This is a genomic window from Shewanella sp. SM95 (genome assembly GCF_025653595.1).
GTDB lineage: Bacteria > Pseudomonadota > Gammaproteobacteria > Enterobacterales > Shewanellaceae > Shewanella > Shewanella oncorhynchi.
In genome coordinates this window covers 412274-436624 of record NZ_JAKKSE010000002.1, presented here as the reverse complement: position 1 = coordinate 436624, position 24351 = coordinate 412274, and the positions used below count along the sequence as shown (strand labels likewise).

Genomic DNA, 24351 nt, shown 5'->3' with positions numbered 1-24351 from the left:
GCACTTACTCTAGAAAACGCTCAAGGATAAAATTGATCCCACAGCTCGCGCATGGCGCTAGCAGGATCGGTCACTATGACGTTATTGAAATCTTTGATAAACGCATTACGTCGCTTAGGATCTGACAACACATCATAAGCATTTTTAACGCGTTCAAGTTGTACGGCGGCTTGCTGCTTTTCCTCTTCCGAGGCGCCTAACAACTTGTCGGGATGATATTTGTTTGACAGCCGTCGATAGGCTTTTTTAATGTCGTCTTCTTTGGCACTGGCTTTTATACCAAGTACACTAAAGTGGTTAATCATACTTGTACCTGCAGGCGATGGGGCTGATATCGCGAGATAAAAAGGGTTTGACTCTGATTATCTTTAAATTCGTGGAATTATGATTAGTCAGCCGTGGATGATAGCAGAAATTCCCACTCAGCGGCAAACGCGCGAGCAGGAATTTGTGCTTTAGTGAAGGGTTAAAAATCCTTTAAACTTTAATCTGTTGTGGCGCATGGATTAAGTCAACCGCTATGCTGTTGAAATCCCGTTACCAAGCCAGATTGACAGCTAACTTAACCTTGTTTTTAGGCGAGATAACTGCCCTCGATTCTGGGCAATATTTTAGCGCCGAACAGTGCCGAATCCTTCGCTAAATACACTCACACAGAGCTAACCCACACTCGCCTCGGCCACGTTAGGCTGAGCTAACGCCGTAACAGCTAAGTCAGACTAGACACTAAACGCAGGTTCATTCCAAGTGTGAGCATTTGTTTTTGTTCTCGCTGTAAATCTTTCATAAACAAGCTGATTTTCCGCTTATGGCTTGGTAGTACTAGCATGAGTCCATCGGGGATCACTTTAATATGATCTAAGGTCAGCGTCTTAGCGATACGGCCAAGATTGAGCAAGACAGCGAGCCTAAGCAAGCAGAGCAGGCGATTGAGCGTGAGCTTATGGTTGGGATCGAGCTCAGCGAGCATTAATTCGTTAGGCTTTTTTCTGTGATTGGTGATAAGCCGCGCTAAATCCAGCTGTAATGCTTCGCTAAACCCAGGTAAGTCACTGTTACTGATAATGTAACCGCCGTGTTTGTGCAGGGATTTTGAATTAATGTGTAATCCGATTTCATGTAAAGTCGCGCTATAGGCAAGCAAGCGCGCATGGGGCCTTAATTGCCATTCATCGGCGACCTGTTCAAACAAGGCCATGGCAGTGTCGCGTACCTTAGCCGCGTGGGCCATATCGATATGATAAAGCTGGGCAATACTGTCGACGGTGCGGTGGCGAATATCCTGATACTGGCCAATCTTTGCCAGTTCGTAGAGTACGCCTTCACGCAGTGCGCCTGGGCTAAACTCAAGTTTTTGAATCGGTAAGCGCCTAAAAAAGCTGATCAAAATGGCAAGTCCGGCGGGCACTAAGGGAATGCGTTTATCATCGACGTTGGCAAATTGGATTTGGCTAATATGGCCACATTTGATCAACTTGATTTTGAGCTGTTTGAGTCGTGGCAGCGTGATGGTTTCATCGCCGTGCTCTTCTTGAATTGCTTCGCAGATGGCTTTTACTGTGCCTGAACTACCCAAGGTGAGTTCCCAGCCGCCCGCGAAATATTCCTTTGAGAGCGACGCGAACTGCTTATCAGCCGCACTTTGGGCATCGCGAAATGAGGCTGGGGTGATGAGCCCATCAATAAAGAAACGCTCATTGAAACTCACACAACCGCAGCGCAGGCTAGATAACTGAGTTGGGGTATTTTTCTGGCCGATCACCACTTCGGTAGAACCGCCACCGATGTCGATGACTAAATTACTTTTCCCTAGCACTTGGCTTTGGGCAATACCGTTATAAATCAAACGCGCTTCTTCATGGCCCGAAATGACCTCCACCGGATAGGGCATGATGGCGAGTGCAGCCTCGATAAACTGATCGCGGTTTTTGGCAATTCTCAGAGTGTGGGTGGCGACTAATCGCACTTGCGCTTGGTCGAGATTGGAAAATCGTTGGTTAAAATCCCGTAGGCAATTGAGCCCACGTTCTATGGCGTCATTGTCGAGAATATTTTGCGCATTGAGCCCAGTGGCGAGCTGAACCTGTTGTTTTTCTTTATGTAAAATCTGCAAACTGCCATCTTGCTCGCGGGCAATGACCAGATGAAAACTGTTCGACCCCATATCGATGGCGACAAAGTGGCGCGATTTAGAGTTTGCGAGTACATTGCTGGGCGTAGCGTGTAACTGTGTGTGCGAATATGTGGTTACCAATCGGATTATCCTTAGGCAATCAAAGCGATATAAAGCCAGCGGTTAGCTGGCTTTGGCCCGTAACTCAGGTGTTATGTCAGGCTGAGTTTTCACTTCTCGCTCAGCGTCACCCTCATGGGTGGACATACGTAAGGTATTAAATTCTTGCAGTTGGCGCTTCTCATAATTAATCAGATATTGATAAATGGCAATTTGAGAACGCACTTTTCGTTTGTTACCGCGATTCCGATAAGGATTACTTTGTTCCTTGTTGATGACACGTGCTTTAGTGTTGTCATTGAACTGTAAGGATAAAATATCCATTATCATCTGTTTTAGGCGCAGATCATAAATCGGCACACTCACTTCAACGCGATTATCTATGTTGCGGCTCATCCAGTCGGCGGAGCAGATAAAGAGTTTGTTCTCTCCACCCGCGTGGAACAGCATCACCCGCGAGTGTTCGAGGAATCGGTCGACGATACTATAGACTTCGATGTTGTCGCTGATCCCCGGAATTTGCGGGATAAGCGAACACATGCCGCGAATAAGTAACTTGATTTTGACCCCAGCCGCCGAGGCTTCATAGAGCTTTTGTACTAAGGATTCATCGAGTAAGTTATTTAGTTTTAAGGTAATCGCCGCCTTCATATGGCTTTGGGCATTGACGATTTCATTATCAATCAAGTGACTCAGTTTTTGTCTGGCATCGTAGGGCGACACGATTAAATGCTGGAAGTTATCGCGGCGATACGGATGCTCAATTAAGTCAAATACTTGCTCTACTTCTCGGGCAATTTCTTGATTGGCGGTGAACAGCGACAAGTCAGTGTATACCCGCGCCGTGCCTTCGTTAAAGTTGCCAGAGCCGACGTGACAATAGAGTTTGATTTCCCCTTGTTCTTCGCGGCCAATTAAACACAACTTGGAATGCACTTTTAAGCTGGTGATACCGTGGTGAACTTTGACGCCCGCTTCGGCCAAGATGCGGGTCCATTCGATGTTGGATTGCTCATCGAATCTGGCCCGCAGTTCAATGACGGCGGTGACTTGTTTGCCGTTCTTCACTGCATCGATAAGCGATTGCATTACATGGGATTTTTTCGCCACTCGATATAAATTAATTCGAATAAAGCGCACCGCCGGATCGTAGGCCGCTTGGCGCACCATTTCGGTAAAGTGGGAAAACTTATGGTACGGATAATTGAGCATGATATCGCCCATCCGAATCGCATCGAAACTGTTGGCACTGCGGCCAAAACCTGCACTATTGAGCGCCGGTAGTTTTTCGTTTTCGAGGTAGTCGCGGCTCGGGTTGGGGAAGGCGATAAAGTCTTTAAAGCTGTGGTAACGCCCGCCTGGGATCAAACATTCGGTCGAGCTGATGTTCAGGTTTTCTTTGAGCATCACCAACATGTGTTCGGGCATTTCTTTGTCATACACTAAGCGCACTGGCTCGGCGGTCAGACGTTTTTTCAATCCCTTAGTCATTTTTTCGAGCTGAGTTTGCTCTAGCTCGTCGGTGATATCAAAATCGGCATCGCGGGTTAATTTCATCGAATACACTTCGATAGCATCGTACTCGAAGAAGGGGCCAAAGAGTTCATCGACGCAGTGGCGAATAATGTTATCTAATAAAATTAGATATTTTTTTGCTTTACTCTTTTCGGCTGGGAGTTCGATAAACCGCGGTACATTTTTAGTCGGCACTTCGACTAAGGCGTATTGGCGGCGAGCTTTAGTGAACAAACACACACACAAATAGGTGGCGTCGTCGTTGATTTGCTTGATCAGATCGCGATTATTATTGACCATAAGCGGCGCGATATGGCGTTTGAAATGGTCTCTAAAATGCTTTTTCAGCCAGTCGCTGTGGAACTCGCTTAATTGTTTCTCATTGATTAACAAAATATTACGACGCACAAGTTCGCGCATTAAATCCGTGTATATGCCATCAAACCTTTCTTGCAATGCCATCACTTTCGATTGGATCTTGGCCATTAAATGGCGGCTGTTGCTGCGACCTTCCTGCAGGGATGAGAGTAAAATGGAGCGTCTGACCGCAGCCACGCGCACCCTAAAAAACTCATCCATGTTATTGGAAAATATCCCTAAAAAGCGCACTCGCTCCACTAAGGGAACATTGTGATCGCAGGCTTCTTGCAATACCCGCTCATTAAAAGACAACCAAGAGAGTTCTTTATCAATCGAAAGTTTATCGGTATTCGGGGACACTGCACAGCTCCTTTAAGCAAGCGTCATGGCGCAATATACAATAGCATTCATCCGCCGTTGTGCAATCAGATTTACTGCCGACAAGTGAAGGAATTTCAATGATAAATATTGCGTACACGCCAAAATCAGTCTGGGATTTATCTGGGATAAAGATACGAGGGAAATATGTCAACTTGATGACGAGTGTGACAGAAATATGACCTTATGATGATCATCTTGGATTGAGCTTAAACTCAGTTCGCGTCACTGCGATTTAAGTCTTGATAAACTGTGCAAGCGCGGCTTCCTTGAGGATAAATCTGTCAGTGTTAACTCCTTGGGCATTATCGCAAACTATGTTATCTTGCTCGGCTTTTTTATCGCGGGAGTAAAAGGTATGTTTGTTGGATTTGATTATGGTAGTGCTAACTGCGCCGTAGGGATCATGCTGGGTGATGGTGTGCAGTTATTGGCGTTATCAGAGCAATCAGCTTATTTGCCTTCGACCTTATACGCGATGGACAGGGAACTGATCGCCGAGGCGGTTTATCGTGGTCTTCCTATTGAGTTAAAAGCCGATTACGCCAAAAAGCGCGCCGCACAATTGAGCCGTGCCCGTATGGTGCGCCATGAGTTAGATCTCGATGCCGATGTTCAGGCTGTATTTGTTGGCGAGCAGGCGGTGAGCGCGTATTTAGAGATGCCGGAGGAGGGATTCTATGTCCGTTCGCCAAAATCCTTTTTAGGCGCGACAGGGCTTAGACCCGAACAAGTGGCCCTGTTTGAAGATATTGTTACCCTGATGATGCAGCACATTAAAGTACGCGCCGAATCTGTGTTAGTTGAAAAAGACCTTGTGAAACAGGGTAGCACTGCGATGATCACCCATGCGATTATTGGTCGTCCGGTGAACTTTCAAGGCATAGGCGGTGAAGAGAGTAACCGTCAGGCCGAAGCCATTTTGACCTTAGCGGCAAAACGCGCGGGTTTTATCGACGTTGATTTTCTGTTCGAGCCGTTAGCGGCGGGGATGGATTATGAAGCGACCTTGACCGACAACAAAACGGTATTGGTCGTTGACGTAGGCGGCGGTACAACGGACTGCTCTGTGGTCAAAATGGGACCCGCCCATAAACAAAAAGCGGATCGCAGTGAAGATTTCCTCGGTCACAGCGGCCAGCGGATCGGCGGTAACGATCTTGATATCGCCCTTGCAATGAATGCCTTTATGCCGCACTTTGGTTTAGGCTCCTTGATGATCAATGGCAAACCTATGCCCAGTAAAACATTTTGGAATGCGGTCGCAGTGAATGATATTAGCGCTCAGCGAGAATTCAGTACCTTAAGTAGCCGTAAATTGATTGATGAATTGGTTAAAGAAGCCGAGCAGCCACAGTTACTGAAGCGATTGTTAAAGGTGCAACAGCAGCAGTTAAGCTATCAACTGGTTCGCCAAGCCGAGCGTGCGAAAATTGCACTGTCAGATACCGATAATACTGATGTTAATCTGGATTTTATCGAAGCGGCGCTGCACGCGGGTGTGAGTCGTGAATTGTTTGAAAATGCCATTGAGCCGTCGCTGACGAAAGTGGAAGCCCTGATGCACCAAGCGCTCACGCAAGCTGCGAAAACTTTGGCTGCAACAAATGTCGCGGTAAACCGCTCAGCAACAGAGGATTTATCCGCTGAAGCAGAGTGTAAACCCGATGTGATTTACGTGACGGGTGGTACGGCACGAAGCCCTGCGATTTATGCGAAAATTGCTGGCATTTATCCCGATATTCCGGTCGTGGTCGGCGATCACTTTGGCTCAGTGACAGCCGGATTAACCCGCTGGGCACAAAAGCTATTTGCAAAATGAATTAGCTTAGAATTTAAATATATAACAGGGAGTTATTATGTATCGAATTTTATTGTTAGGTATCTTCATCATACTTTCAGGTTGTGGTTCACTCGATAAGCAATCTATTTTAGTTAATGCTGGAGATACCAAGGAACAAGTGCTTAATATTATGGGGCCACCTGATGATCGTCAGTTCCAAGGAGAGAATGAGGCATGGCAATTTTGTAAAACTGGGGCTGGTTTTGGTTATCATGATTACCGTATTTTTTGGTTTTTCGATGGTAAAGTTACAGGTGTAAATTCCTATAAAAGTACTCGTCCAGGCGTTTCTTGTGTCACTGATATTAAACCCATTAACTGGGAAGATGCGCCAGATGTCACACTTGAAATCCGTAAGAGATAGTTTTGTTTTTTTATACTTTACTTAGTTCGTAATATTTAGGAAGTAATAATGAAAACTCTGTTGAAGTGTGCGTTTGCGGCCTCTGTAGGTCTATTGCTTGCGGGTTGTGGTGACGATGTGGGTAAGGTGAGCTTAGGGCTTTTTACCACTAAAGATGTAATTATTGATGCTAAAAACGATCCTAAAATACCTGGGGTGACTTGCCATATCAGTCGTATCGAAGCCAATTTAGACTTTGCCGATCCGTCCGATATGGGGATCAGTTGCCGTCAAACTGGGCCAATTACTGCGGCCGATCTGGCGAAGATAGACATGGGAAAACACGGCGAAGTGATTTTCACTGAATCCCTGAGTATTTTATTTAAGTCATTAAAAGTGCGTAGAATTTACGATGCGCAAAATCAGACTCTGTTGTATTTGTCCTATTCGACGAAAGAGACCAATGGCAGCCATAAACATGCGCTCTCAACAGTGCCGCTTTATGGCTCTGCGGCTTGGGTCGATCCTGCATTAAGCATTGGAACGAAAGCGAATTAATCACCCTAGAGTTTATGGTTTAGCGGTTTATTTGCTATAAGCATAATGATATTGCAGTAAACATTCGTATTTGTGTCAGTATCGATAAGAGAAGGGGCGGAATATTTATTCCGCCCCTTTTTATATTCTGCTAGCACTTAGCACATTAAATATCGTTATTTAGCTTTGGCCGCCAATACTGCGTTAAAGCGTTCAAACCCAGCACTGAGATCGGCGATTAAATCAGCGGGATTTTCTAAACCAATATGTAAACGGATCAAAGGTTTGCTCGCATCCCATTGAGTCGCTGAGCGGATTTTTTCAATACCGAAAATGCCGAGGATTAAACTCTCGTAGCCGCCCCAAGAAAAGCCCATCTTAAAGTGACTCATATTTTCAACCAGTGCGGTGACGGCATCGGCATCGCCCTGTTTTAAGATAAAGGAGAACAAGCCGTTGGAGGCACTAAAGTCGCGTTTAAAGAATTCGTGCCCAGGGCATGTATCGAACGCGGGGTGACGCAGATGATCGACTTCTGGCCGGGTTTTCAACCAGTTGGCCACTTGCAGGGCATTTTTTTCATGTTGCGCCATACGCACGCCTAAGGTACGTAGGCCGCGGGCAGCAAGGTACACATCATCAGGGGAGGTAGTTTGTCCCATCAAATAACTGTGTTCACGTAATTGTGGCCAGTATTTTTCGTTGGCCGTGGCCGTGCCTATCATCACATCCGAGTGACCGACGATGTATTTGGTCGCCGCTTGAATCGAAATATCCACACCCATTTCAAAGGGTTTGCTATTGATGGGTGAAGCCCAAGTGTTGTCCAGCATAGTAATCAGCCCATGTTCGTGGGCGATGCAGCACAAGGTCGGCACATCTTGCACTTCCATGGTGATAGAGCCTGGAGACTCTAAAAACAACACTTTAGTATTGGGGCGAATAAGGTCGCGAATGCCCTCGCCAATCAGCGGATTGTAGTAAGTGGTTTCGATACCAAAACCGCCGAGAATATGGGTACATAGATCCCGCGTCGGCTCATACACGCTATCGACCATCAACAGGTGATCGCCGGCTTTTAAAAATGACAATAACGCCGCACTGATCGCCGCCGCGCCAGAGGGATACAGCGCTGTACCGACGCCGCCTTCTAATTCAGCAATCGCCGCTTGAAACGAAAAATGGGTCGGGGTGCCACGGCGGCCATAAAACATCTCGCCGTTGGTTTTATTTTTCGCGGCGTGGCGCATTTCCTCCATCGTTTCGAAGACGATAGTCGAAGCTCGAAAAACGGGCGGATTGATCACGCCTTTGGTCCATTTTTTGTCTCGACCTAAGCTGACGATTTGGGTGGCTTGATGATGTTTATCTGTCATTGGATCATTACCTTGGCATTTAGGTTGAACGAATAGGTTGAACAATGTTGGAGAAGAACCATTGGAGATATCTAATCTATTGTTATGGCGGTCATCTTAGCATCTGCACGCATAAATGACAGGAGGCGCGTGATGAGTTTGGCTCATGTTATTGGCCTCCTGTATTTTAGCTGTTGAGATTATGACGCAGGGCTTAAAAGCTGTAACACGCTTAACTTAAAGGCCGTATGTTCTTAATTTAAAGGTAAGGTAACAAGGATATCCACACCATTATGTTCGCTGCGATTACGGGCAAGGATTTGTCCTTGGTGGAACTCGGCGACCAATCGCGCGATATACAGACCTAAGCCTAGGTGGGGTTTATCTTGGGCTTGATTTATCCGTACCGACACCATGGAATCGAAAATCTGCTCCGACATATCAATGGGCAGTTCAGGCCCTAAGTTACTGATAAGCAGAGTTGCTTGCTTACCCACTTGGGTGAGCGTGACTTCGATAGCACTGTCTTTATGGCAAAACTCAATGGCGTTGGCGATAAGTTTGTCCATTAACTGGGCGATATATTCTGGCACCCCTTGCATCATCAGTGGTTGCTCGGGCACTTTCACACTAAAGCCTTGTTCTGGATAGGTCATTTGATAACCTTGCATACAACCGCTGACCACTTGTGAGAGTGGGAACTTAGTGATATCGGCCTGCGTTAAACTCTGCTCTAAGCGTGTTGCCTCGCTCATGTTGTTTAAAATCATGCTTAAGCGGCTGACACCTTCTTGGGCGCGGTCGACATATTTTTGCGTGTCTTTATCTAAGGTCTGCAGGTTTAAATGCTCAAGGGATGAACGCACCACAGCCACGGGCGTACGTAACTCATGGGACAGGCGCGACGACATGTTTTCTAGATAGTGAGTGTACTGACCCAGTCGCCCCACAATGCTAGAGAAGCTACGGGACAGATCGCCAATTTCATCCCGAGCCTTCGACGGTTTGAGGTGATTACGCACACGGCCTTGGCTGTCGATGGCATTTTCGGCTTCATCGCGCAATTTACGGATGCGGTTAGAAATACTCGAGGCGAAGAAGAACAGCGCCAAGGTGCCCATACTCATTATGGTCAAAATCACGTTAAAGAGTTTTTCCAGCGCTCGGTTGCGTAGGGTTCGAATTCCGTGGGTGGTTTCTTCGGCGACGACGGCCCCCATCACATTGTTATCAATCCAAATGGGGCTCGCAGCGGCGAGTACCACAGCTTTGTTGTCTGGGGTTAACCGCCAAGTCGAACTTTGCTGACCCGCGAGGGCTTTTTGGATATGACTGCCGTCAAGCTCGGTGGAATCTTGTAAGGAATCAATAAAGTCTTTGGGCGGTTTTGTGAGAATTTTATAGTACAGCGGATGCAGATAATCACGCTTGAAGGTATCCCACAGCGCGGTGCTCTTTTCATCTTCTAAGGTGCGGGTCCATACACTGTCATTAGCGCGAATGTCACCGGATTTTGCCAGTACGCGACCGTGTTTATCGACCACCCAAATACGTGAGCTATAGTGGCTCATGCCTTTGATAATACTTTCAATTTCCGGTGATGGTACCAGCACAGTGCCGAGATTGTCGACCGTATCTAAGGCCGAGGTGCCGACAACTGCAGCCACATCACGGTATTTGCTGTCGTTGACATCGGCAATGGCAAATCCGAGTTTGCTGCCGACCATGTCTAAGGGAATACGCAGCTCGACATTGTAGCCCACATCTGTCGTCGCCCATTGTCCTTGGATGCGCACCTCAGGTGTGACGGGCACAGTTTGCTTAGGGTTAGCGGGTAATTCGAAGGCGCTGATCCAGCCGGGTTGAGTCGTGGCAACGATATAGCGTTTGAATTTATTGTCGGGCGCGAGTGTCGCAATCGAGAGATGATCGTTTCTATCAACACTTAGAGCATTTTTACCCCGCAGTACCACTGTTGGATCAATGACTTGAAAAAAAGCATACAGATAACCATCGTATTGGCCGACCATGTGGGTAAAGCTTAAGGTCAGGGGGGCGTTCGGATCGGCACGCATAATTTGGTGCGCCTCACCGTATTGGATAAATCTGTGCTGATATTCCTGCCATTCGTTGAGTTTGCCGTCGAGTAGAATCGCCCCCGCCAGTGGATAGGCGTATAGATCGCGGCTTTTTTCTACTTGCTTTAAAAAACTCGCTTGCCCATCGAACAATTTCGGCCGCTCGTGCAGCGCGGTGGCTAGTGCTTGAGTGGTGCCTTCTAAGGTGCGTTCTTGGCCGTGGCGGAGATACTTTTCCATTTCCCACACATATTGGTACCCCAGCCAAGGAAGGCAGAGCAAGAACAGGCTAAGGCCGATGACTTTAGTGCGTAGACCAAAGGGGAAACGTGTCATAAGTTAGGGATCAGCATTAATGGGTTTAAAAGTTCATTCATCCAAGGTTATCTGGTTCAACGCCGCGCGCTTAAAGGTTGGTTAAGCCATAGATCAGGCTAAGCTGTCCCAGCGATAACCCATACCATAGACAGTATCAATACAATCAAACTCTGGCGCGGTAGCGATAAACTTTTTGCGAATGCGTTTCACATGGGAGGTGATAGTGCTGTCATCGACAAAGATTTTAGCCTCTTGCATTAATTCATGGCGACTGCGTACATGGCCTGGATGTTTGGCTAACGCATGCACCATCCAAAATTCGGTCACGGTAAGCTCGATTGGTAACTGGTTCCAATAGACTTGCATGCGGTTGGCATCAATGGTCAGTGGGCCACGTTCGAGCAGATTTTCCTGCGCCGTTTGGCTGGCCGCAAGTTCAGAGCGTCGAAACAATGCGGCTAAGCGTGCGGTTAAATGGGGAAAACTCACTTCTTTGCTCAAGTAATCATCGGCGCCTAAACGCAGACCACACACAGTATCAAAGTCACTGTCACGGGCGGTTAAAAAGATGATCGGCAGCGTGCTCGACATGGCGCGCAATGACTGACATAGCATAAAGCCGCCGTCAATTTCATTACCTAAGCCGATGTCGATAATGGCTAAATCCGGTAAACGGGTATTAAAGGCTAGCATGGCCGATGGTCTGTCGGCGTAGGTTTGCACGCTGTAACCGTGTTGTTGCAGCACGTCCTTGTAATTCTCGCGAATGGCCGCTTCATCTTCCACTATGGCGATACGCTTCATAGAGCCGTATTCCTATTGACTTGGGGGAGTAAGTTTTCGTGACTATACAGGATTTTACCCGAGAAAAAAGGCCACAAATGCAATTGCCATTTTGTTGCCACAATTGATAGTTGTATTGCCATTTTCCATCCCTGCTCATGCCATTCCACTTGTGTTTAATAGCCCCATTCAGTTTTGTACCCGTTTGACCTGATGTGGTGTTGAGTGGATTGCTTCAGGTACGAGTCCAAGCTCAGCTAATAATCAAAAAGGAATGAGATGATGAAAAAGACACTAATTAATCTATTGGTTTTGAGTTTATTAAGCGCACCTATAGCCAGTGTGTCGGCGCGGGTTTCACTGCAAAACCAAGTGATAGGACAAGACCTCACCCTAGAAAATGATGCCTATGCAAGCGGTATCGCGATGGATGACGAATACGCAAGCGAGGACGAACAACCGGAAGCCCTTATTGGCCTCGGTGGTGGAGCCTTAGTGGGGGCGTTAGTCGGTGGTCCAGTGGGGGCTATTATTGGAGCGTTCACTGGCACCTTAATTGGCAAATCAGTCAGCGATACAGACACACTGCACGTTCAGCAAAGACAGATCCATTTGCAAGAGTCCCAGTTATCCGAGTGGAGTGTAAAACAGCAAGCCGCCGAAAAACGGGCGAGCGAATATACCAAGGCGCAGCAAGAGCTTGATGAGTTGCTATCCGCGCAACGTCAATTGCTCAGTGAACTTGCCTTGGGGCTTAGCGTACAGTTTCGTACCGGTTCCTCTGAGGTTGAATCGCATTTTTTGCCCCAATTAGATGATGTGGCTGAGGTGATTAATTTGTCACCAGAACTCAATCTTGAGCTGAAGGGCTATGCCGACCGCCGTGGTGATGAGAGTTACAACCAAGCCCTTTCTGAGCAGCGTCTACTGGAGGTGCGTGGCTACCTGATTAAGCAAGGCGTCACTGCCGAGCGTATGACCACTCAAGCCTTTGGCGCTTTATCGCCTTTGCAAGCCGACCAAGACCGAGAATCGGATGTGTTCGACCGCCGCGTGACATTAACACTACAGCCTCATTTGGCCTTGACTGCAAGTCATGCTGCTGACTAGCGGTCAATTTAAGCAGTCCATTTTATGTCGTTCATATTAACGACAACCAACATCAGTTCATATTTGTTAATAGAGGAAGCCTTTGTGATGATCACAGGGAAAAGGGTAAAAGAAGTGAGTGAAGCGGTAGCGGTATTGCTGATCAGTGCCGCCGTGTGTTGGGGTTTGCCCTTTGTGGCATTGGCTTCGCCGAATAGTACCGGCACATTATCTGCGCCACAGAATATGGCTTCGGCATTGGTCGGGCAAAATAGTGCTCACAGTACGGCAGAATCACACATCATTAATTACGATGATATTACGCAGGGGCTGTTGCTTTATCGCCAGCCGAGCGGTGCTTGGGTGCCATCTTTGCCGCTCGATACACAAGTGTCGATGCAAGTCTCTGGCTTAAGTAATCGCGTGAGCGTGAAACAGGTTTTTCGCAACAACACTGAATTTGTGTTGAATGGGCAATATTTGTTCCCACTGCCCAATGAGGCTGCGGTGGATTCGTTGCGATTACATATAGGCCAGAGAGTGATCGAAGGGCAAATTCATCCTAAGGCCGATGCCAAGCAGATTTTTGAGCAAGCGAAAGCTGAAGGCAAACGTGCCAGCTTAGTGAGCCAAGAGCGGCCTAATATGTTTACGACCGAAGTCGCAAACCTAGCACCTCAAGAGGAGCTGATTGTAGAAATCAACTATCAGGAGACCATTAAATATGAAGATGGTTTGTTTAGTTTACGTTTTCCGCTGGTGGTCGCGCCCCGTTATATTCCGGGATTAACATCGGATTCAAGTGTAAGCGATTCACATGATCCTATGGCACAGGTGCGCCAATCAAGCCGAGTGACAAGTTCGCAGGTGTTTGATGCTGACCGGATTGTGGCACCAGTGCGGGACGGCGCCAGTGGACGCGATCCTGTGCTGAAGGCAGACATTCAAGTCTTACTTGCAAAGGGGGTTGATAAAGCGTCCATTGAGAGTCCTTACCATGACATCAAACTCAAGCAAGACAACAGCGGCGCGGTCGATGTATCGCTGGCGCAACGTGTGCCCGCTAATCGTGACTTTGTGCTGCAATGGCGAGTACAGCAGGGCACGAGCCCAATGGCTTGGGTGTTTAATCAGCAAGGTAAAACCCATAAGCTCGATGGCGAAAATCTGTCTCAGGATACACTTGAGACAAATAAAATCAGCGGCGTAAATGATGATAATTACAGTCTCGTCATGGTGTTGCCTCCTAAGGTTGAAAAGAGTACTCAGCCGAGTTTGCCCCGTGAATTAATTTTAGTGATTGATACTTCGGGCTCTATGGCGGGGGATTCTATCGTTCAAGCTAAAAATGCACTGTTATACGCGTTAAAAGGACTAAAGCCGGAGGACAGTTTTAACATTATCGAATTTAACTCCATTTTGTCTCAGTTCTCTGCAATGCCATTACCGGCGACCTCGTCGAATTTGTCACGGGCCCGTCAATTTGTGAGCCGTTTACAGGCCGATGGTGGCACTGAAATGGCGTTAGCACTGGACGCTGCCTTGCCAAAATCCTTGGGCAGTGTATCGCTTGATGCAACGCAGCCTTTGCGCCAAGTGATCTTTATGACCGACGGCTCTGTGGGCAATGAACAAGCGTTATTTGATTTGATCCGCTATCAAATTGGTGAGAGTCGCCTATTTACTGTCGGCATAGGTTCGGCGCCTAATTCTCACTTTATGCAAAGGGCGGCTGAACTCGGTCGTGGCACTTTTACCTATATTGGCAAAGTGGATGAGGTCGATGAGAAGATCAGCGCCTTACTCAGCAAAATTCAATATCCGGTGTTAACCGATATTCAAGTGCGTTTTGATGATGGCAGTGTGCCCGATTACTGGCCATCACCGATTGCTGATCTGTACCGCGGTGAGCCAGTGCTCGTGAGTTTAAAGCGCAGCGCCCGTGAGCCACAGGAGTTAGTGATTTCAGGACGCCAAGGGCATCAAAACTGGCAACAGTCGCTCTCGCTGCAGGACAACTCCGCAGGATTGATGACCCATCAAGGTGCGGGTTTAGATTTGCTGTGGGCGCGTAAACAGATTGGTGCATTGGAGTTGAGTAAAAATGGTGCGAATGATGACAAGGTCAAACAGCAAGTGACGGCCTTATCAATGAATTATCACTTAGTCAGCGCCTATACCAGCTTAGTGGCGGTGGACTTAACCCCAATTGATTCAACTGCAATGAGCCGTGATGCCGTGGTTCGTCAGCACTTGCCCTTAGGTTGGCAACCTTTTGGTGCCTTGCCGCAAACCGCGACGTCAAGCCGTTTGGATATGTTATTAGGTGCGCTGACCTTGCTACTCGCTTTGATTCTTACAGGATCGATTCTTCGACAAAGACGTGAAGAGAAGGCGGCCTTGGTGGCACTTACCAGTGAACGATGAGTTAAGCGCGATGAGCAAAAGCAGAACACAGCGATTTTTAGTGGTGGGATTATTTTTAATTGGCGCAACATTGTTAGGAAAGGGACTCTATATGCAAGCTAAAGCACACTTTGCCCAGTATTTGATTGAACAGGCGTGGACTAAAACCTTGGCTGATGGCCAATCCCATAAACCTTGGTCATGGGCGGATACCTATCCCGTGGCAAAGCTGTCTATTCATCGTGAGCAAGTGGCGGCGAACAACAATATTGAAGCAGAGCTTAATGACAGTTTATATGTTCTTGCGGGGGCTTCTGGGCGAAATTTGGCCTTTGGTCCGAGTCTGGTGTTGTCCAGTGCGCCAGCGGGGCAAAAAGGCAATACTGTGATTGCCGGCCACAGGGACACGCATTTTGCGATACTTAATGGCATGGCGGTGGGGCGTCGATTATCGTTACAAACGCTTAAAGGCAATCACATTATTTATGAAGTGGTGGCGACTCAGGTCGTACATGAAACCGAAACTCAATTTATGGCGCCATCCGATGATAATCGCTTAACGTTAATTACGTGTTATCCCTTCGATTCACTTCAAGGTGGTGCTGAACTGCGGTTTGTGGTGCAGGCGATACCCGTCGAAAATGAGTCGATGGAAACACACGGTACGAATGTATCTGTTTCAATAGGGAGTGGCGTGCAAGGGAATATTGGAACTGTTTCTCGCAGTTTCAAACATTAATCTGAAATCTAATTTAAATCCTTCATGTAGCTTTCAAAAAAATGCTCCTTTGTTAATCATCTTAGCCTGAAGCTGAATTATCGGCTTCAGGCTAAGTTATAACCATCAGTTACTGATAGGCAGCACACGATTTCGTCCTAAGCGTTTGGCTTCATAAAGTAATTTGTCTGCCGCTTCAATCAATTGCATACCCGTTTGTTTTTCTTGCCATTGGGCGACGCCAAAGGAAGCACTGATATTATTGATGCGTTCGTCTTTGCGTCTGTCTTTTAAACTGAGTTTTTCGAGTCCACGGCGCATAGCTTCGGCCAGTTGCCTTGCGATACGTAGCTGACTTTTAGGGACAATAATCGCAAATTCTTCACCGCCAAACCGATACAGTTTCGTGCCATCGCGGCAGGATTCCTGTAGCCGTTTCGCCACGGCGCGTAACACTTGGTCGCCGAGCTGGTGGCCATAGGTGTCGTTAAACACTTTAAAATGGTCGATATCGGCCAAGATCACACAAGTGCCTAAGGGGGCTTGGGCTATCATTCCTGCAAAATCAGTGTCAAAGGCGCGGCGATTAAAGCAGCCCGTCAGTGCATCGTAGAGAACGTCTTTTTCTGTTTGTTCAAGTTTTTTCTTTAGTGCGTCTATTTCGGTTTGAGCCTTCTGCAGCTGACCGGTAAAGAACTCTGTGCTCGAGCGAATATTGTCCGACTCTTTCACTAAGCTGCGGACCAGATCGAGTACTTGCTCAACACTAAAGCCCTCGTCTTCGATGCGGTTGAGCTTTTCAAAATTACTTTCGATACGTGACTGGAAGTCATTGGCATCTAGATTGGTATCTTTGAGTGATTGGGAAAGCTCTGTCACCATAGCATCCAGATTTTGGCGCATTTCTCTGACATCAAGTTCAACTGGGTCGGCAACATATTGGCGATACAAGATTTCGCTACTGACTGGAGGGCAAGTGTTGTATTGGGCAATAACAGTATCGAGTTGTTGATTTAATTCGGGATTTTGTTCACCAACATAAGTGTACCAAAGCGCATAGTTAACGGGTGTGGTCGGAATTTTATGTTTGAGCATCAGAGGCACTGCTTTTTTGAGGTTCAGTGCAGCGGCTTGTAATAACTCTAGCGACATATTGTTACCTTACTCAATGAAAATATACGGATATTTTAAAGTTTCGCTATTTTTTATTCTGTTACAGTCAGGTTTAGGTCAACGACAAGAATATCGGTCAGATGGAGACATGATTACCGTTTACTCTTGGATGCAGCGACTCCGTTTGCGCTAAGACTTCCATCATAAATTAAAGATGATATGGTAAAGTCTATCCTTAAAACCAAATAATGATAATAACTTGGGAGAAAGTTGTGAAAAATTTAATCATAACCACAAGTCTGTTGGCCACTATCTCATTACCTGTCTTTGCTGAAACGGCATTTGTGAAAAGTCTCGATCTCGTGCAATACCGAACCGATGTGAAAACCTTAGCGAGCGATGCTTTTGGGGGACGCGCGCCCTTATCTGAAGGTGAGACGTTAACTTTAGACTATTTAGTGACAGCATTTAAAGATATGGGTCTCAAACCCGGATTTGGCGATAGCTATTTACAGGCGGTTCCTTTGGCGCAAATTAGTGCCGATCAAAACATGCAGCTTGATATTGGCGGACTTAAATTTGCCAATGGCAGTGAATTTACCGCGAGAACCCAAAGAATCGCCGACACCGTGAGCCTGAATAAAAGCGATGTGGTATTTGTTGGCTATGGTATCAATGCACCCGAATATGGCTGGAATGATTATCAAGGGTTAGATGTAAAAGGCAAAACGGTCATCGTTCTCGTGAATGACCCCGGCTTTGCGACCCAAGATCCAACAATATTTAAAGGCAATGCTATGACCTATTATGGTCGCTGGACTTATAAATATGAGGAAGCGGCGCGTCAAGGCGCTGAGGCCGTGTTTATTGTTCACGAAACAGCGCCTGCCGCCTATGGCTGGGGAGTGGTGCAAAACTCCAACACAGGGACTAAGTTTACTCTGGTCGATGCCAATAATAACCAAGGTCAAGTGGGCGTGATGGGCTGGGTTCAGCACGAAACCGCACAAAAAATCTTTGCCAAAGCGGGATTGGATTTTGATACCTTAAAACAGCAAGCAGCCAAGCCAAACTTTAAGGCTATCCCACTTAAGCTGAGCGCGCAGCTCACGTTAAACAATAAAATTGAACGCGCCGAGTCCCATAACGTCGCGGCTTTACTGCCCGGTAAAACGCGCCCCGACGAAGTGGTGATGATGCATGCCCATTGGGATCACCTTGGCACTGTGATTGAAGACGGTAAGTCAGAGATTTTAAACGGTGCGGTCGATAATGCCAGCGGTGTGGCGGGGGTTTTAGCGTTAGCGCGTTACTTCAAACAGCAAGCTAGCACGGCACCACTGGATCGCTCGGTGCTCTTCAGTGCCTTTACTGCAGAAGAAACGGGTCTGATTGGTGCACAGCATTTTGCTCAGCATCCCAGTGTGCCAACCAAAAATATCGTCGCCTTTTTAAATATCGATGGCATGAATGTAAATAAAGGCGTGGATTACATTTTGCGCTATGGGGAAGGGGTATCTGAGTTGGAGCAATACTTAGATAAAGCTGCCAAAGCCCAAGACCGTTCGGTAAAAGCGGATCCAAGACCACAGAATGGATTGATGTTTAGATCAGACCATTTTGCGCTGGCCCAGCAAGGTGTACCAGGATTGTTATTTATGAGTCTTGGGGATACAGATCCTGACTATATTGCGCATAAATATCACCAAGGAGCCGATGATTATGATCCAAATTGGACGTTGGAGGGCGTGAGTCAAGACCTAGACTTGATCGCCAGTATGATAACCACTTTAGCGAATGGTTCAGATTGGCCCCATTGGCTTGAATCATCAGACTTTAAAGCCAAACGTGAGCAGGATGGCCGTAAATAGGTTTAATGGGTTGGATCATGAGGGCGTCCAGTAGGCGCCCTTATTTTTTAGCACTAATTTGGGCTAGGGTTCGGGCAACTGTTTGAGCGAGAGGGGTGTTTAATACAATATGGGAAGAAATTTTTATAGAATTAAAAGGAATAGCTGATAGAAAGCATAGGGCCAATAAAATTGTAATAGATGTTGTAATCGGCGATTTGAGTATCTTTATTCGGCGAATTTTGGGCGATATCAACGTCAACTTTATAGTAGTTATAGGCCACGCTCATACGCCAGTTTGGGGTGATTTGTGCATTAACCCCCACTTTAATATCAACCAGTTCGCCTTTGACATCATTGAGTTTGATGTAAAAATACTGTGCATGGCTGGTGATTTGCCAACCAGGAACAAATTCATACTGACCATATATGCCAATGTCGGGCAGTGGCGCAGTGACATTTTCGTCAACAATGCGCGGAATTGCTTGGCTACCGCAGACATTATTGAGTAATTCCGATGAAGCGCAAACACCAATCACCCCTTCAAAACCTGTCTTGATAAACATAGTATGTAAACCAAGTGATAGACCGACATCATAGTTACTGCCTTGAAATACATCATAGCCATAGCCGAAGCGCAGTACATCAATGTTTAAGGTTGAATTTAGATTACCGCCTGCTTTGATATCGTAAATGGTGTCGTTAATCTCGAGCTGGAAGGGTTTCGTTAAGGCTTGGGTTTCGGCGTTACGATGAAGCTGTTTCCAGTCTAGGTAGATATTGTGCCGTTCGTTAAAGTGATAATTTAACTCGATAAAGGGTAAAAATTCGTTTTCTGCAAGTTGTAGATCGGACTCATAATCTAAAGTGAAATTATTACCCGAAATAGGGTTAGTGACTTCCATATTGGTGTCTGATTGCGAATAAAAGCCGCCCAACTGAATAGTAAAATCATCGGCTTGCACTTGAGTGCTGAGCAGTGACGCTATGATTAGGGGTAATAGGCGTATCGACATGTTAAGGAGTGACTCCTGCATTATTCTTATTATGTTTAGCGATAAGGTCAGAATTTAGTGCCATAAAAAAACAACATTTGGAGTTTAACAGCAAATTTTTCAATGTGAACAAAATGTTTTAAAAAATGCAAAAAATTGTGATTCAAAACAAAAGTAGGGTTGGTTCTCGTGAGGTTGAATGAAATTTGAGTGAGCGATCACATCAATTGTGGATTGAAAGACTAAGGGCAAGTGTTTCCTTCCTGAACGGCTTTAGGATTGTTGCGTTGTTGATGGGGCGAGATACAAATGGATATAGACACAAACATGGTGGAGAATCATCGATATTGAGAATATCTAGCGGTACGATCCCGCTAGATATTGATATGTCCTAGTACTTCTATTTCGTCTCGATAGAGGACGATAGAGGTGACGGGGTAGAAGTCTCAGCCTCTACGCTATCAGCCACGATTTTTGGGCTACTTGGTTCATCTTTATTAAACATGCCTAAACGGATGCGAATAAAATGCAAAATTTGCGCGGCAATATCCACATTCAAACAGGACTCTAAGCCCTCAAACCCTGGAGATGAGTTAGCCTCACAAATTTTGTAATGGCCGTTATCAAACAATAAATCGATACCTGCAACATCAAGATCGAGAATATTGGCTGTTTGGGTGGCGAGCCATTCAATTTCAGGAGTGATCTGAAATGGACGCGCTGAACCACCGGCACTGACATTGGCTTTGAAGCTGTCTTCTTGACCACGCCTTTCATAGCAACCCGCCACACGACCACCAATAGTGAATACGCGTAGATCGCGCCCATGACTGTTAGCGATAAACTCTTGCAGAATGATGTTAGCGTTTTTATTGGTCGCTTCAATCAACTGCATTAAATCGTCAAATTCACGCGCCTTATGGGATAAAAACACACCACTGCCCTGTGAGCCAGAAAGTGTTTTTATCACCACAGGAAAACCGAGATGGCGTTCTACGAGGGCGATATCGACGGGGAATTTAACCAACATGGTTTTAGGCGTAGGCAGATTTTTCTCGGCCAACAATTGTTGGGAGAATAACTTGTCTTTAACGATTTCAATGGCTTTAGATGGATTGAGGCAATATACCCCTAATCTTTCTAAGTGACGAATAATGGCTAAAGCAAAGTAGGTCGTGCCTGAGCCCATTCGTGGAATGATAAAATCGGGCAGCTCGACGGCTTGCCCATTCAATAAAATACTCTTGTTATCTTCTCTGGTGACAGTCAGATCAAATTCATCAGGTGCGTAAACTTCCAACTCTATGTTATCGGCTTTTGCTGCCGCCAGTAGACGCTCAATTTCATACCATTCAGGTTTTAGCTGAGTCGCGGTTTCTTTATATAAAATCCAACCACGCATTTAGTAGCAAACCTTAATCTTCATTCTTTATCCTCGGGTTCAGGTTCATCCTGAACATCATCTTCAATATCAAATACAGCCTCAGCCTCTATTTCTATCTCGGGCTTGGTTGCAGGCAAATGCACTGTACCAACCACGGCATAAAAGGGTTTCCCCATGGCGAGCCTGCGATACTTTACCCAGATCTGCTCTAACAAGCTACTGGGGGCGATATTTCCTTTGGCGACTTCCACAAATTGGGCTTCATCAGAGGTGCAAGGCAGCGTTTTCCCTTCCGCTAAATTCTTCATCGCATGACCATGCAATTCAAGGAGTTCAGCTTCTTTATTGGTAAAATCGCCGCTTCGTTTAAAGCCTTTGGGGAAATTAGCGTCGTCGTAGAAACGTTTTTGAGAGACAAAACTGGCAGCAACTGAGCCGTTAAACGTCTCAGAACCCTTGTTAGCGTTAAAAAAAGACTGTTCAGACATGGCAGATACCCTCTAGTTTTTGATATACAAAGATTTGCAACTGGAGTATTGGCTAGTATTATTGATTTATAAATCAAAAAAATTTGCCTATGTTGGTCAAGAATTTTTATGGATACCGATTTACTAAAAACCTTTCTCGAAGTCTCCCGTACTCGCCATTTTGGTAAAGCGGCTGAGAATCTTTATCTCACCCGAAGCGCTGTGAGCTTTAGGGTGAAACAGCTTGAGAGCATTTTGGGTGTCGCCTTATTTGAACGGCAACGTAATAATATTCAGCCCACGCCAGCAGGCGAACGTATGCTTGGTCATGCCGAAGCGGTGTTAACAGCATGGGAGCGGGCTAAGCAAGATGTTTCCCTCAGCCAGTTACAGACAACGCAGCTTGCCATTGGTGCAGGGCCGAATATTTGGGACGCTTACTTGCAAGGTTATTTACAGGGACTGCATGTCGGTTTACCTGGCGTGGCGTTGCGCACCGAAGTGCTACCCGCGAATGCAATGACGCGTCAGCTAATGGACCGTACCCTAGATATTGCGATTTCATTCGATCCGCCAAAGCTTGATCAATTTGAGATAGTGCAACTGGGGCAAATTAATTTGTTATTGGTGTCGAGCTTAAAAGGTCAAACGGTAAAAGCGGTTGTGCCGGGGCAATATGTAAAAGTCGATTGGGGTACGGCGTTCAATATTGTTCACGCGCAGGAATATGCCTCGCTGCCAGTGCCAACGCTGCACACGAGTTCAGCACGTATTGCGTTAGATTTCATCTTGAATAATGGCGGCTGCGCATTTTTACCTGAGCATCTAGTGCAACATGCATTGCGCGGCGGCGAATTGCATCTCGTCAGCGGCGCGAATGCCATTTCACGAAATGTGTATCTTGCGTATTGGGCAGAGAATGACCGCTTAGCCCAGATCAAACAAGCCATTGACTTTTTAAGGGACGATGGCTCAATGATTGCTCATGCGACAGTTTAGAAACTAAGAATTAAAGCACTAGCGGCGTTAATACAACCAGCCAAGTTAATCCACAAAGCGCAAGACTCATAAAGACGGCAGCCGAGGCAATGTCCTTGGCTTGGCCACTTAACGGGTGTATTTCACTGCCGACACGGTCAACCACAGCTTCAATTGCCGAGTTTAATAGCTCAACAATCAACACGATAAACAACGTGAAAATCAGCATAAGGCGTTCAATAGTGCTGATATCAACCCATAAGGCTACGGGTAACATGACTATCGTCAAGATTAATTCCTGTCTGAAGGCGGCTTCGTGGATCCAAGCGGCCTTTAGGCCCTTCATCGAAAATCCCGTCGCTCTGAATATGCGCTTAATACCGTGATTATTGGCTGGTTTCATAGTGTTTCCAATTGACGTTAGCGACAAAGCGCTGAGGTTCTGCTCATTCAAAACAGGGGGGAATAAACCCTACTGTTGTCTTTGTTAACATTTGACTGAGTCATAAATTTGGCCGCAGTATAGCCTGAGATTAAAAGTGCATAAACAATTAACTGAGCAAATTTGATCATCAACATTCGTTGTTAACTTAGGGAGTTAGTGAATTTTGCGGTTATTTTAGTGCAACTTTAGCCGTGCGGCCTAAGCTTGATGAAGGATATATTGCAGCGTGGGCAAGGGAATGACTCATACAAACCCGTTACGAAATTTAACATTTAATCATTTCATCCGTTTTAGTGTTTTAAAGCTCAGCTTGCTCATACTTTGCGGTTTAACTCTTTCGGTTAACGCACAAACCTCACCACCTGCCATACAACTTGCTACCGAGTTTGATGCGACTCGAAATTCGCAAGATATTAATATTCAAAATTTTTTGATTAGTGAGAAACTCGACGGGGTTCGAGGTTACTGGAATGGTAAGGAATTATTCACTCGGCAGGGAAATGCCATCGCCACACCCATTTGGTTTACTGCGAATTTTCCGAATTATCCTCTCGATGGTGAATTATGGCTTGGGCGAGGTCAGTTTGAAGCGATGTCCAGCCTTGTTCGACAAACTTCGGCTAAGGATGATGATTGGCGCAAAGTGCGATTTATGGTGTTCGATGTCCCCAAGGCGAGTGGCGACTTTCAGCATCGCTATCAATTTGCGCTGACTGAACTGAGTGGCAAATCGAATTATCTTGAAGTCATAGTGCAGTTCCAAGTAGAAAGCCTTGAAGCCCTGTATCAAAAACTCGATGCCTTAGTTGCAAAAGGCGCCGAAGGCTTGATGCTGCATCGCAGTTCTGCGACTTATATCAGTGGCCGCAATCCTCATCTGATGAAGTTAAAACCTTATTATGATGCTGAAGCTACTGTTATCGCTTATATCCCTGGTAAAGGTCAATTTGCAGGGCAGATGGGCGCATTAAAAGTGCAAACGCCAGATGGCCGAATTTTTAGTATTGGCACAGGTTTTAGTCTCGCAGAGCGCCAACATCCCCCCGCAGTGGGCACTATCATCACCTATAAATACCTTGGGCTTACCGTTAACGGTTTACCGCGGTTTGCCAGTTTTTTACGGGTAAGAACCGATGTTGAAACTGAGTAGCCGTTCCTAGTAA

Annotated in this window: 20 protein-coding genes; 9 read left to right on the top strand and 11 right to left on the bottom strand. The window is 46.3% G+C overall.

Translation table 11 applies throughout. The annotated features are described in order from the left end of the window. Nucleotides 1-20 precede the first annotated feature (20 nt). The 3 genes from L5M29_RS04675 to ppk1 all read right to left on the bottom strand — a co-directional run bounded on the left by L5M29_RS04675 (nucleotide 21) and on the right by ppk1 (nucleotide 4468). On the bottom strand, nucleotides 21-305 hold the full coding sequence (locus L5M29_RS04675; RefSeq protein ID WP_263166481.1) for a J domain-containing protein: 285 nt from the start codon (nucleotides 303-305) through the stop codon (nucleotides 21-23). Nucleotides 306-709: 404 nt separating this feature from the next. Next, nucleotides 710-2254: an exopolyphosphatase gene (gene ppx, locus L5M29_RS04670; protein ID WP_263166480.1), complete on the bottom strand. Its 1545-nt coding sequence runs from the start codon at nucleotides 2252-2254 to the stop codon at nucleotides 710-712. A gap of 42 nt (nucleotides 2255-2296) precedes the next feature. Continuing rightward, nucleotides 2297-4468: a polyphosphate kinase 1 gene (ppk1, locus tag L5M29_RS04665; protein WP_263166479.1), complete on the bottom strand. Its 2172-nt coding sequence runs from the start codon at nucleotides 4466-4468 to the stop codon at nucleotides 2297-2299. A 376-nt stretch (nucleotides 4469-4844) separates the two neighbouring features. Between ppk1 and yegD the strand changes: the two genes are divergently transcribed. From yegD to L5M29_RS04650, 3 genes are read left to right on the top strand one after another with little or no spacing between them, the layout of a single operon-like run. Next, nucleotides 4845-6308 (top strand): molecular chaperone, encoded by a 1464-nt coding sequence (gene yegD, locus L5M29_RS04660; protein ID WP_263166478.1) that lies wholly within the window; start codon nucleotides 4845-4847, stop codon nucleotides 6306-6308. Nucleotides 6309-6345: 37 nt separating this feature from the next. Continuing rightward, the gene (locus L5M29_RS04655) at nucleotides 6346-6693 is read left to right on the top strand and encodes a hypothetical protein (protein WP_263166477.1); all 348 of its coding nucleotides are present in this window, start codon (nucleotides 6346-6348) and stop codon (nucleotides 6691-6693) included. A 48-nt stretch (nucleotides 6694-6741) separates the two neighbouring features. Beyond that, the gene (locus L5M29_RS04650; protein ID WP_131525552.1) at nucleotides 6742-7230 is read left to right on the top strand and encodes a CreA family protein; all 489 of its coding nucleotides are present in this window, start codon (nucleotides 6742-6744) and stop codon (nucleotides 7228-7230) included. A gap of 155 nt (nucleotides 7231-7385) precedes the next feature. On the opposite strand, the gene L5M29_RS04645 is transcribed toward L5M29_RS04650, so the two are convergent. The 3 genes from L5M29_RS04645 to pdsR all read right to left on the bottom strand — a co-directional run bounded on the left by L5M29_RS04645 (nucleotide 7386) and on the right by pdsR (nucleotide 11764). Next, nucleotides 7386-8585, bottom strand: a complete 1200-nt coding sequence (locus tag L5M29_RS04645; RefSeq protein ID WP_263166474.1) for a cystathionine beta-lyase — start codon at nucleotides 8583-8585, stop codon at nucleotides 7386-7388. Between the two features lie 233 nt (nucleotides 8586-8818). Further along, on the bottom strand, nucleotides 8819-10978 hold the full coding sequence (gene pdsS, locus L5M29_RS04640) for a proteobacterial dedicated sortase system histidine kinase (protein WP_028760269.1): 2160 nt from the start codon (nucleotides 10976-10978) through the stop codon (nucleotides 8819-8821). A gap of 93 nt (nucleotides 10979-11071) precedes the next feature. After that, nucleotides 11072-11764 carry a proteobacterial dedicated sortase system response regulator gene (gene pdsR, locus L5M29_RS04635; protein WP_006081337.1) on the bottom strand — a complete coding sequence of 231 codons (693 nt, stop codon included), beginning with the start codon at nucleotides 11762-11764 and terminating at the stop codon, nucleotides 11072-11074. A gap of 258 nt (nucleotides 11765-12022) precedes the next feature. Here pdsR and pdsO point away from each other — a divergent pair, with 258 nt between their 5' ends. From pdsO to L5M29_RS04620, 3 genes are all read left to right on the top strand, one after another. Further along, nucleotides 12023-12853 (top strand): sortase-associated OmpA-like protein PdsO, encoded by an 831-nt coding sequence (pdsO, locus tag L5M29_RS04630; RefSeq protein ID WP_263166473.1) that lies wholly within the window; start codon nucleotides 12023-12025, stop codon nucleotides 12851-12853. Between the two features lie 87 nt (nucleotides 12854-12940). Beyond that, on the top strand, nucleotides 12941-15259 hold the full coding sequence (locus L5M29_RS04625) for a marine proteobacterial sortase target protein (RefSeq protein ID WP_263166575.1): 2319 nt from the start codon (nucleotides 12941-12943) through the stop codon (nucleotides 15257-15259). Nucleotides 15260-15269: 10 nt separating this feature from the next. Further along, complete coding sequence (locus L5M29_RS04620; protein WP_219233729.1) at nucleotides 15270-15977, top strand: class GN sortase; 708 nt, start codon at nucleotides 15270-15272, stop codon at nucleotides 15975-15977. Nucleotides 15978-16082: 105 nt separating this feature from the next. Here L5M29_RS04620 and L5M29_RS04615 read toward each other — a convergent pair whose 3' ends face one another. Next, nucleotides 16083-17108 carry a GGDEF domain-containing protein gene (locus tag L5M29_RS04615; RefSeq protein ID WP_028760265.1) on the bottom strand — a complete coding sequence of 342 codons (1026 nt, stop codon included), beginning with the start codon at nucleotides 17106-17108 and terminating at the stop codon, nucleotides 16083-16085. 209 nt (nucleotides 17109-17317) lie between these two features. Between L5M29_RS04615 and L5M29_RS04610 the strand changes: the two genes are divergently transcribed. Next, on the top strand, nucleotides 17318-18940 hold the full coding sequence (locus L5M29_RS04610) for a M28 family metallopeptidase (RefSeq protein WP_219233728.1): 1623 nt from the start codon (nucleotides 17318-17320) through the stop codon (nucleotides 18938-18940). A 131-nt stretch (nucleotides 18941-19071) separates the two neighbouring features. Here the strand turns inward: L5M29_RS04610 and L5M29_RS04605 are convergent, their stop codons facing one another. The 3 genes from L5M29_RS04605 to L5M29_RS04595 all read right to left on the bottom strand — a co-directional run bounded on the left by L5M29_RS04605 (nucleotide 19072) and on the right by L5M29_RS04595 (nucleotide 21786). Beyond that, nucleotides 19072-19935, bottom strand: coding sequence for a hypothetical protein (locus L5M29_RS04605; protein ID WP_028760263.1), 864 nt, complete (start codon nucleotides 19933-19935; stop codon nucleotides 19072-19074). Between the two features lie 379 nt (nucleotides 19936-20314). Continuing rightward, nucleotides 20315-21316 carry a RimK family alpha-L-glutamate ligase gene (locus L5M29_RS04600; RefSeq protein WP_113941500.1) on the bottom strand — a complete coding sequence of 334 codons (1002 nt, stop codon included), beginning with the start codon at nucleotides 21314-21316 and terminating at the stop codon, nucleotides 20315-20317. A 20-nt stretch (nucleotides 21317-21336) separates the two neighbouring features. Continuing rightward, nucleotides 21337-21786, bottom strand: coding sequence for a DUF413 domain-containing protein (locus L5M29_RS04595; RefSeq protein WP_028760261.1), 450 nt, complete (start codon nucleotides 21784-21786; stop codon nucleotides 21337-21339). 108 nt (nucleotides 21787-21894) lie between these two features. On the opposite strand from L5M29_RS04595, the gene hdfR reads away from it, so the two are divergent. Further along, on the top strand, nucleotides 21895-22764 hold the full coding sequence (gene hdfR / locus L5M29_RS04590) for an HTH-type transcriptional regulator HdfR (protein WP_028760260.1): 870 nt from the start codon (nucleotides 21895-21897) through the stop codon (nucleotides 22762-22764). Between the two features lie 10 nt (nucleotides 22765-22774). Here hdfR and L5M29_RS04585 read toward each other — a convergent pair whose 3' ends face one another. Further along, nucleotides 22775-23146: a diacylglycerol kinase gene (locus L5M29_RS04585; protein WP_028760259.1), complete on the bottom strand. Its 372-nt coding sequence runs from the start codon at nucleotides 23144-23146 to the stop codon at nucleotides 22775-22777. Between the two features lie 280 nt (nucleotides 23147-23426). On the opposite strand from L5M29_RS04585, the gene L5M29_RS04580 reads away from it, so the two are divergent. Continuing rightward, nucleotides 23427-24338 carry a DNA ligase gene (locus tag L5M29_RS04580; RefSeq protein WP_263166470.1) on the top strand — a complete coding sequence of 304 codons (912 nt, stop codon included), beginning with the start codon at nucleotides 23427-23429 and terminating at the stop codon, nucleotides 24336-24338. Nucleotides 24339-24351: the final 13 nt, after the last annotated feature.

Bases quoted from the DNA above. Each gene is read 5' to 3' on its own strand.
- L5M29_RS04675 (WP_263166481.1), bottom strand. From the start codon at position 305: ATGATTAACCACTTTAGTGTACTTGGTATAAAAGCCAGTGCCAAAGAA.
- yegD (WP_263166478.1), top strand. From the start codon at position 4,845: ATGTTTGTTGGATTTGATTATGGTAGTGCTAACTGCGCCGTAGGGATC.
- L5M29_RS04655 (WP_263166477.1), top strand. From the start codon at position 6,346: ATGTATCGAATTTTATTGTTAGGTATCTTCATCATACTTTCAGGTTGT.
- L5M29_RS04650 (WP_131525552.1), top strand. From the start codon at position 6,742: ATGAAAACTCTGTTGAAGTGTGCGTTTGCGGCCTCTGTAGGTCTATTG.
- L5M29_RS04645 (WP_263166474.1), bottom strand. From the start codon at position 8,585: ATGACAGATAAACATCATCAAGCCACCCAAATCGTCAGCTTAGGTCGA.
- pdsS (WP_028760269.1), bottom strand. From the start codon at position 10,978: ATGACACGTTTCCCCTTTGGTCTACGCACTAAAGTCATCGGCCTTAGC.
- pdsR (WP_006081337.1), bottom strand. From the start codon at position 11,764: ATGAAGCGTATCGCCATAGTGGAAGATGAAGCGGCCATTCGCGAGAAT.
- pdsO (WP_263166473.1), top strand. From the start codon at position 12,023: ATGATGAAAAAGACACTAATTAATCTATTGGTTTTGAGTTTATTAAGC.
- L5M29_RS04625 (WP_263166575.1), top strand. From the start codon at position 12,941: ATGATCACAGGGAAAAGGGTAAAAGAAGTGAGTGAAGCGGTAGCGGTA.
- L5M29_RS04620 (WP_219233729.1), top strand. From the start codon at position 15,270: ATGAGCAAAAGCAGAACACAGCGATTTTTAGTGGTGGGATTATTTTTA.
- L5M29_RS04615 (WP_028760265.1), bottom strand. From the start codon at position 17,108: ATGTCGCTAGAGTTATTACAAGCCGCTGCACTGAACCTCAAAAAAGCA.
- L5M29_RS04610 (WP_219233728.1), top strand. From the start codon at position 17,318: ATGATAATAACTTGGGAGAAAGTTGTGAAAAATTTAATCATAACCACA.
- L5M29_RS04605 (WP_028760263.1), bottom strand. From the start codon at position 19,935: ATGTCGATACGCCTATTACCCCTAATCATAGCGTCACTGCTCAGCACT.
- L5M29_RS04600 (WP_113941500.1), bottom strand. From the start codon at position 21,316: ATGCGTGGTTGGATTTTATATAAAGAAACCGCGACTCAGCTAAAACCT.
- L5M29_RS04595 (WP_028760261.1), bottom strand. From the start codon at position 21,786: ATGTCTGAACAGTCTTTTTTTAACGCTAACAAGGGTTCTGAGACGTTT.
- hdfR (WP_028760260.1), top strand. From the start codon at position 21,895: ATGGATACCGATTTACTAAAAACCTTTCTCGAAGTCTCCCGTACTCGC.
- L5M29_RS04585 (WP_028760259.1), bottom strand. From the start codon at position 23,146: ATGAAACCAGCCAATAATCACGGTATTAAGCGCATATTCAGAGCGACG.
- L5M29_RS04580 (WP_263166470.1), top strand. From the start codon at position 23,427: ATGACTCATACAAACCCGTTACGAAATTTAACATTTAATCATTTCATC.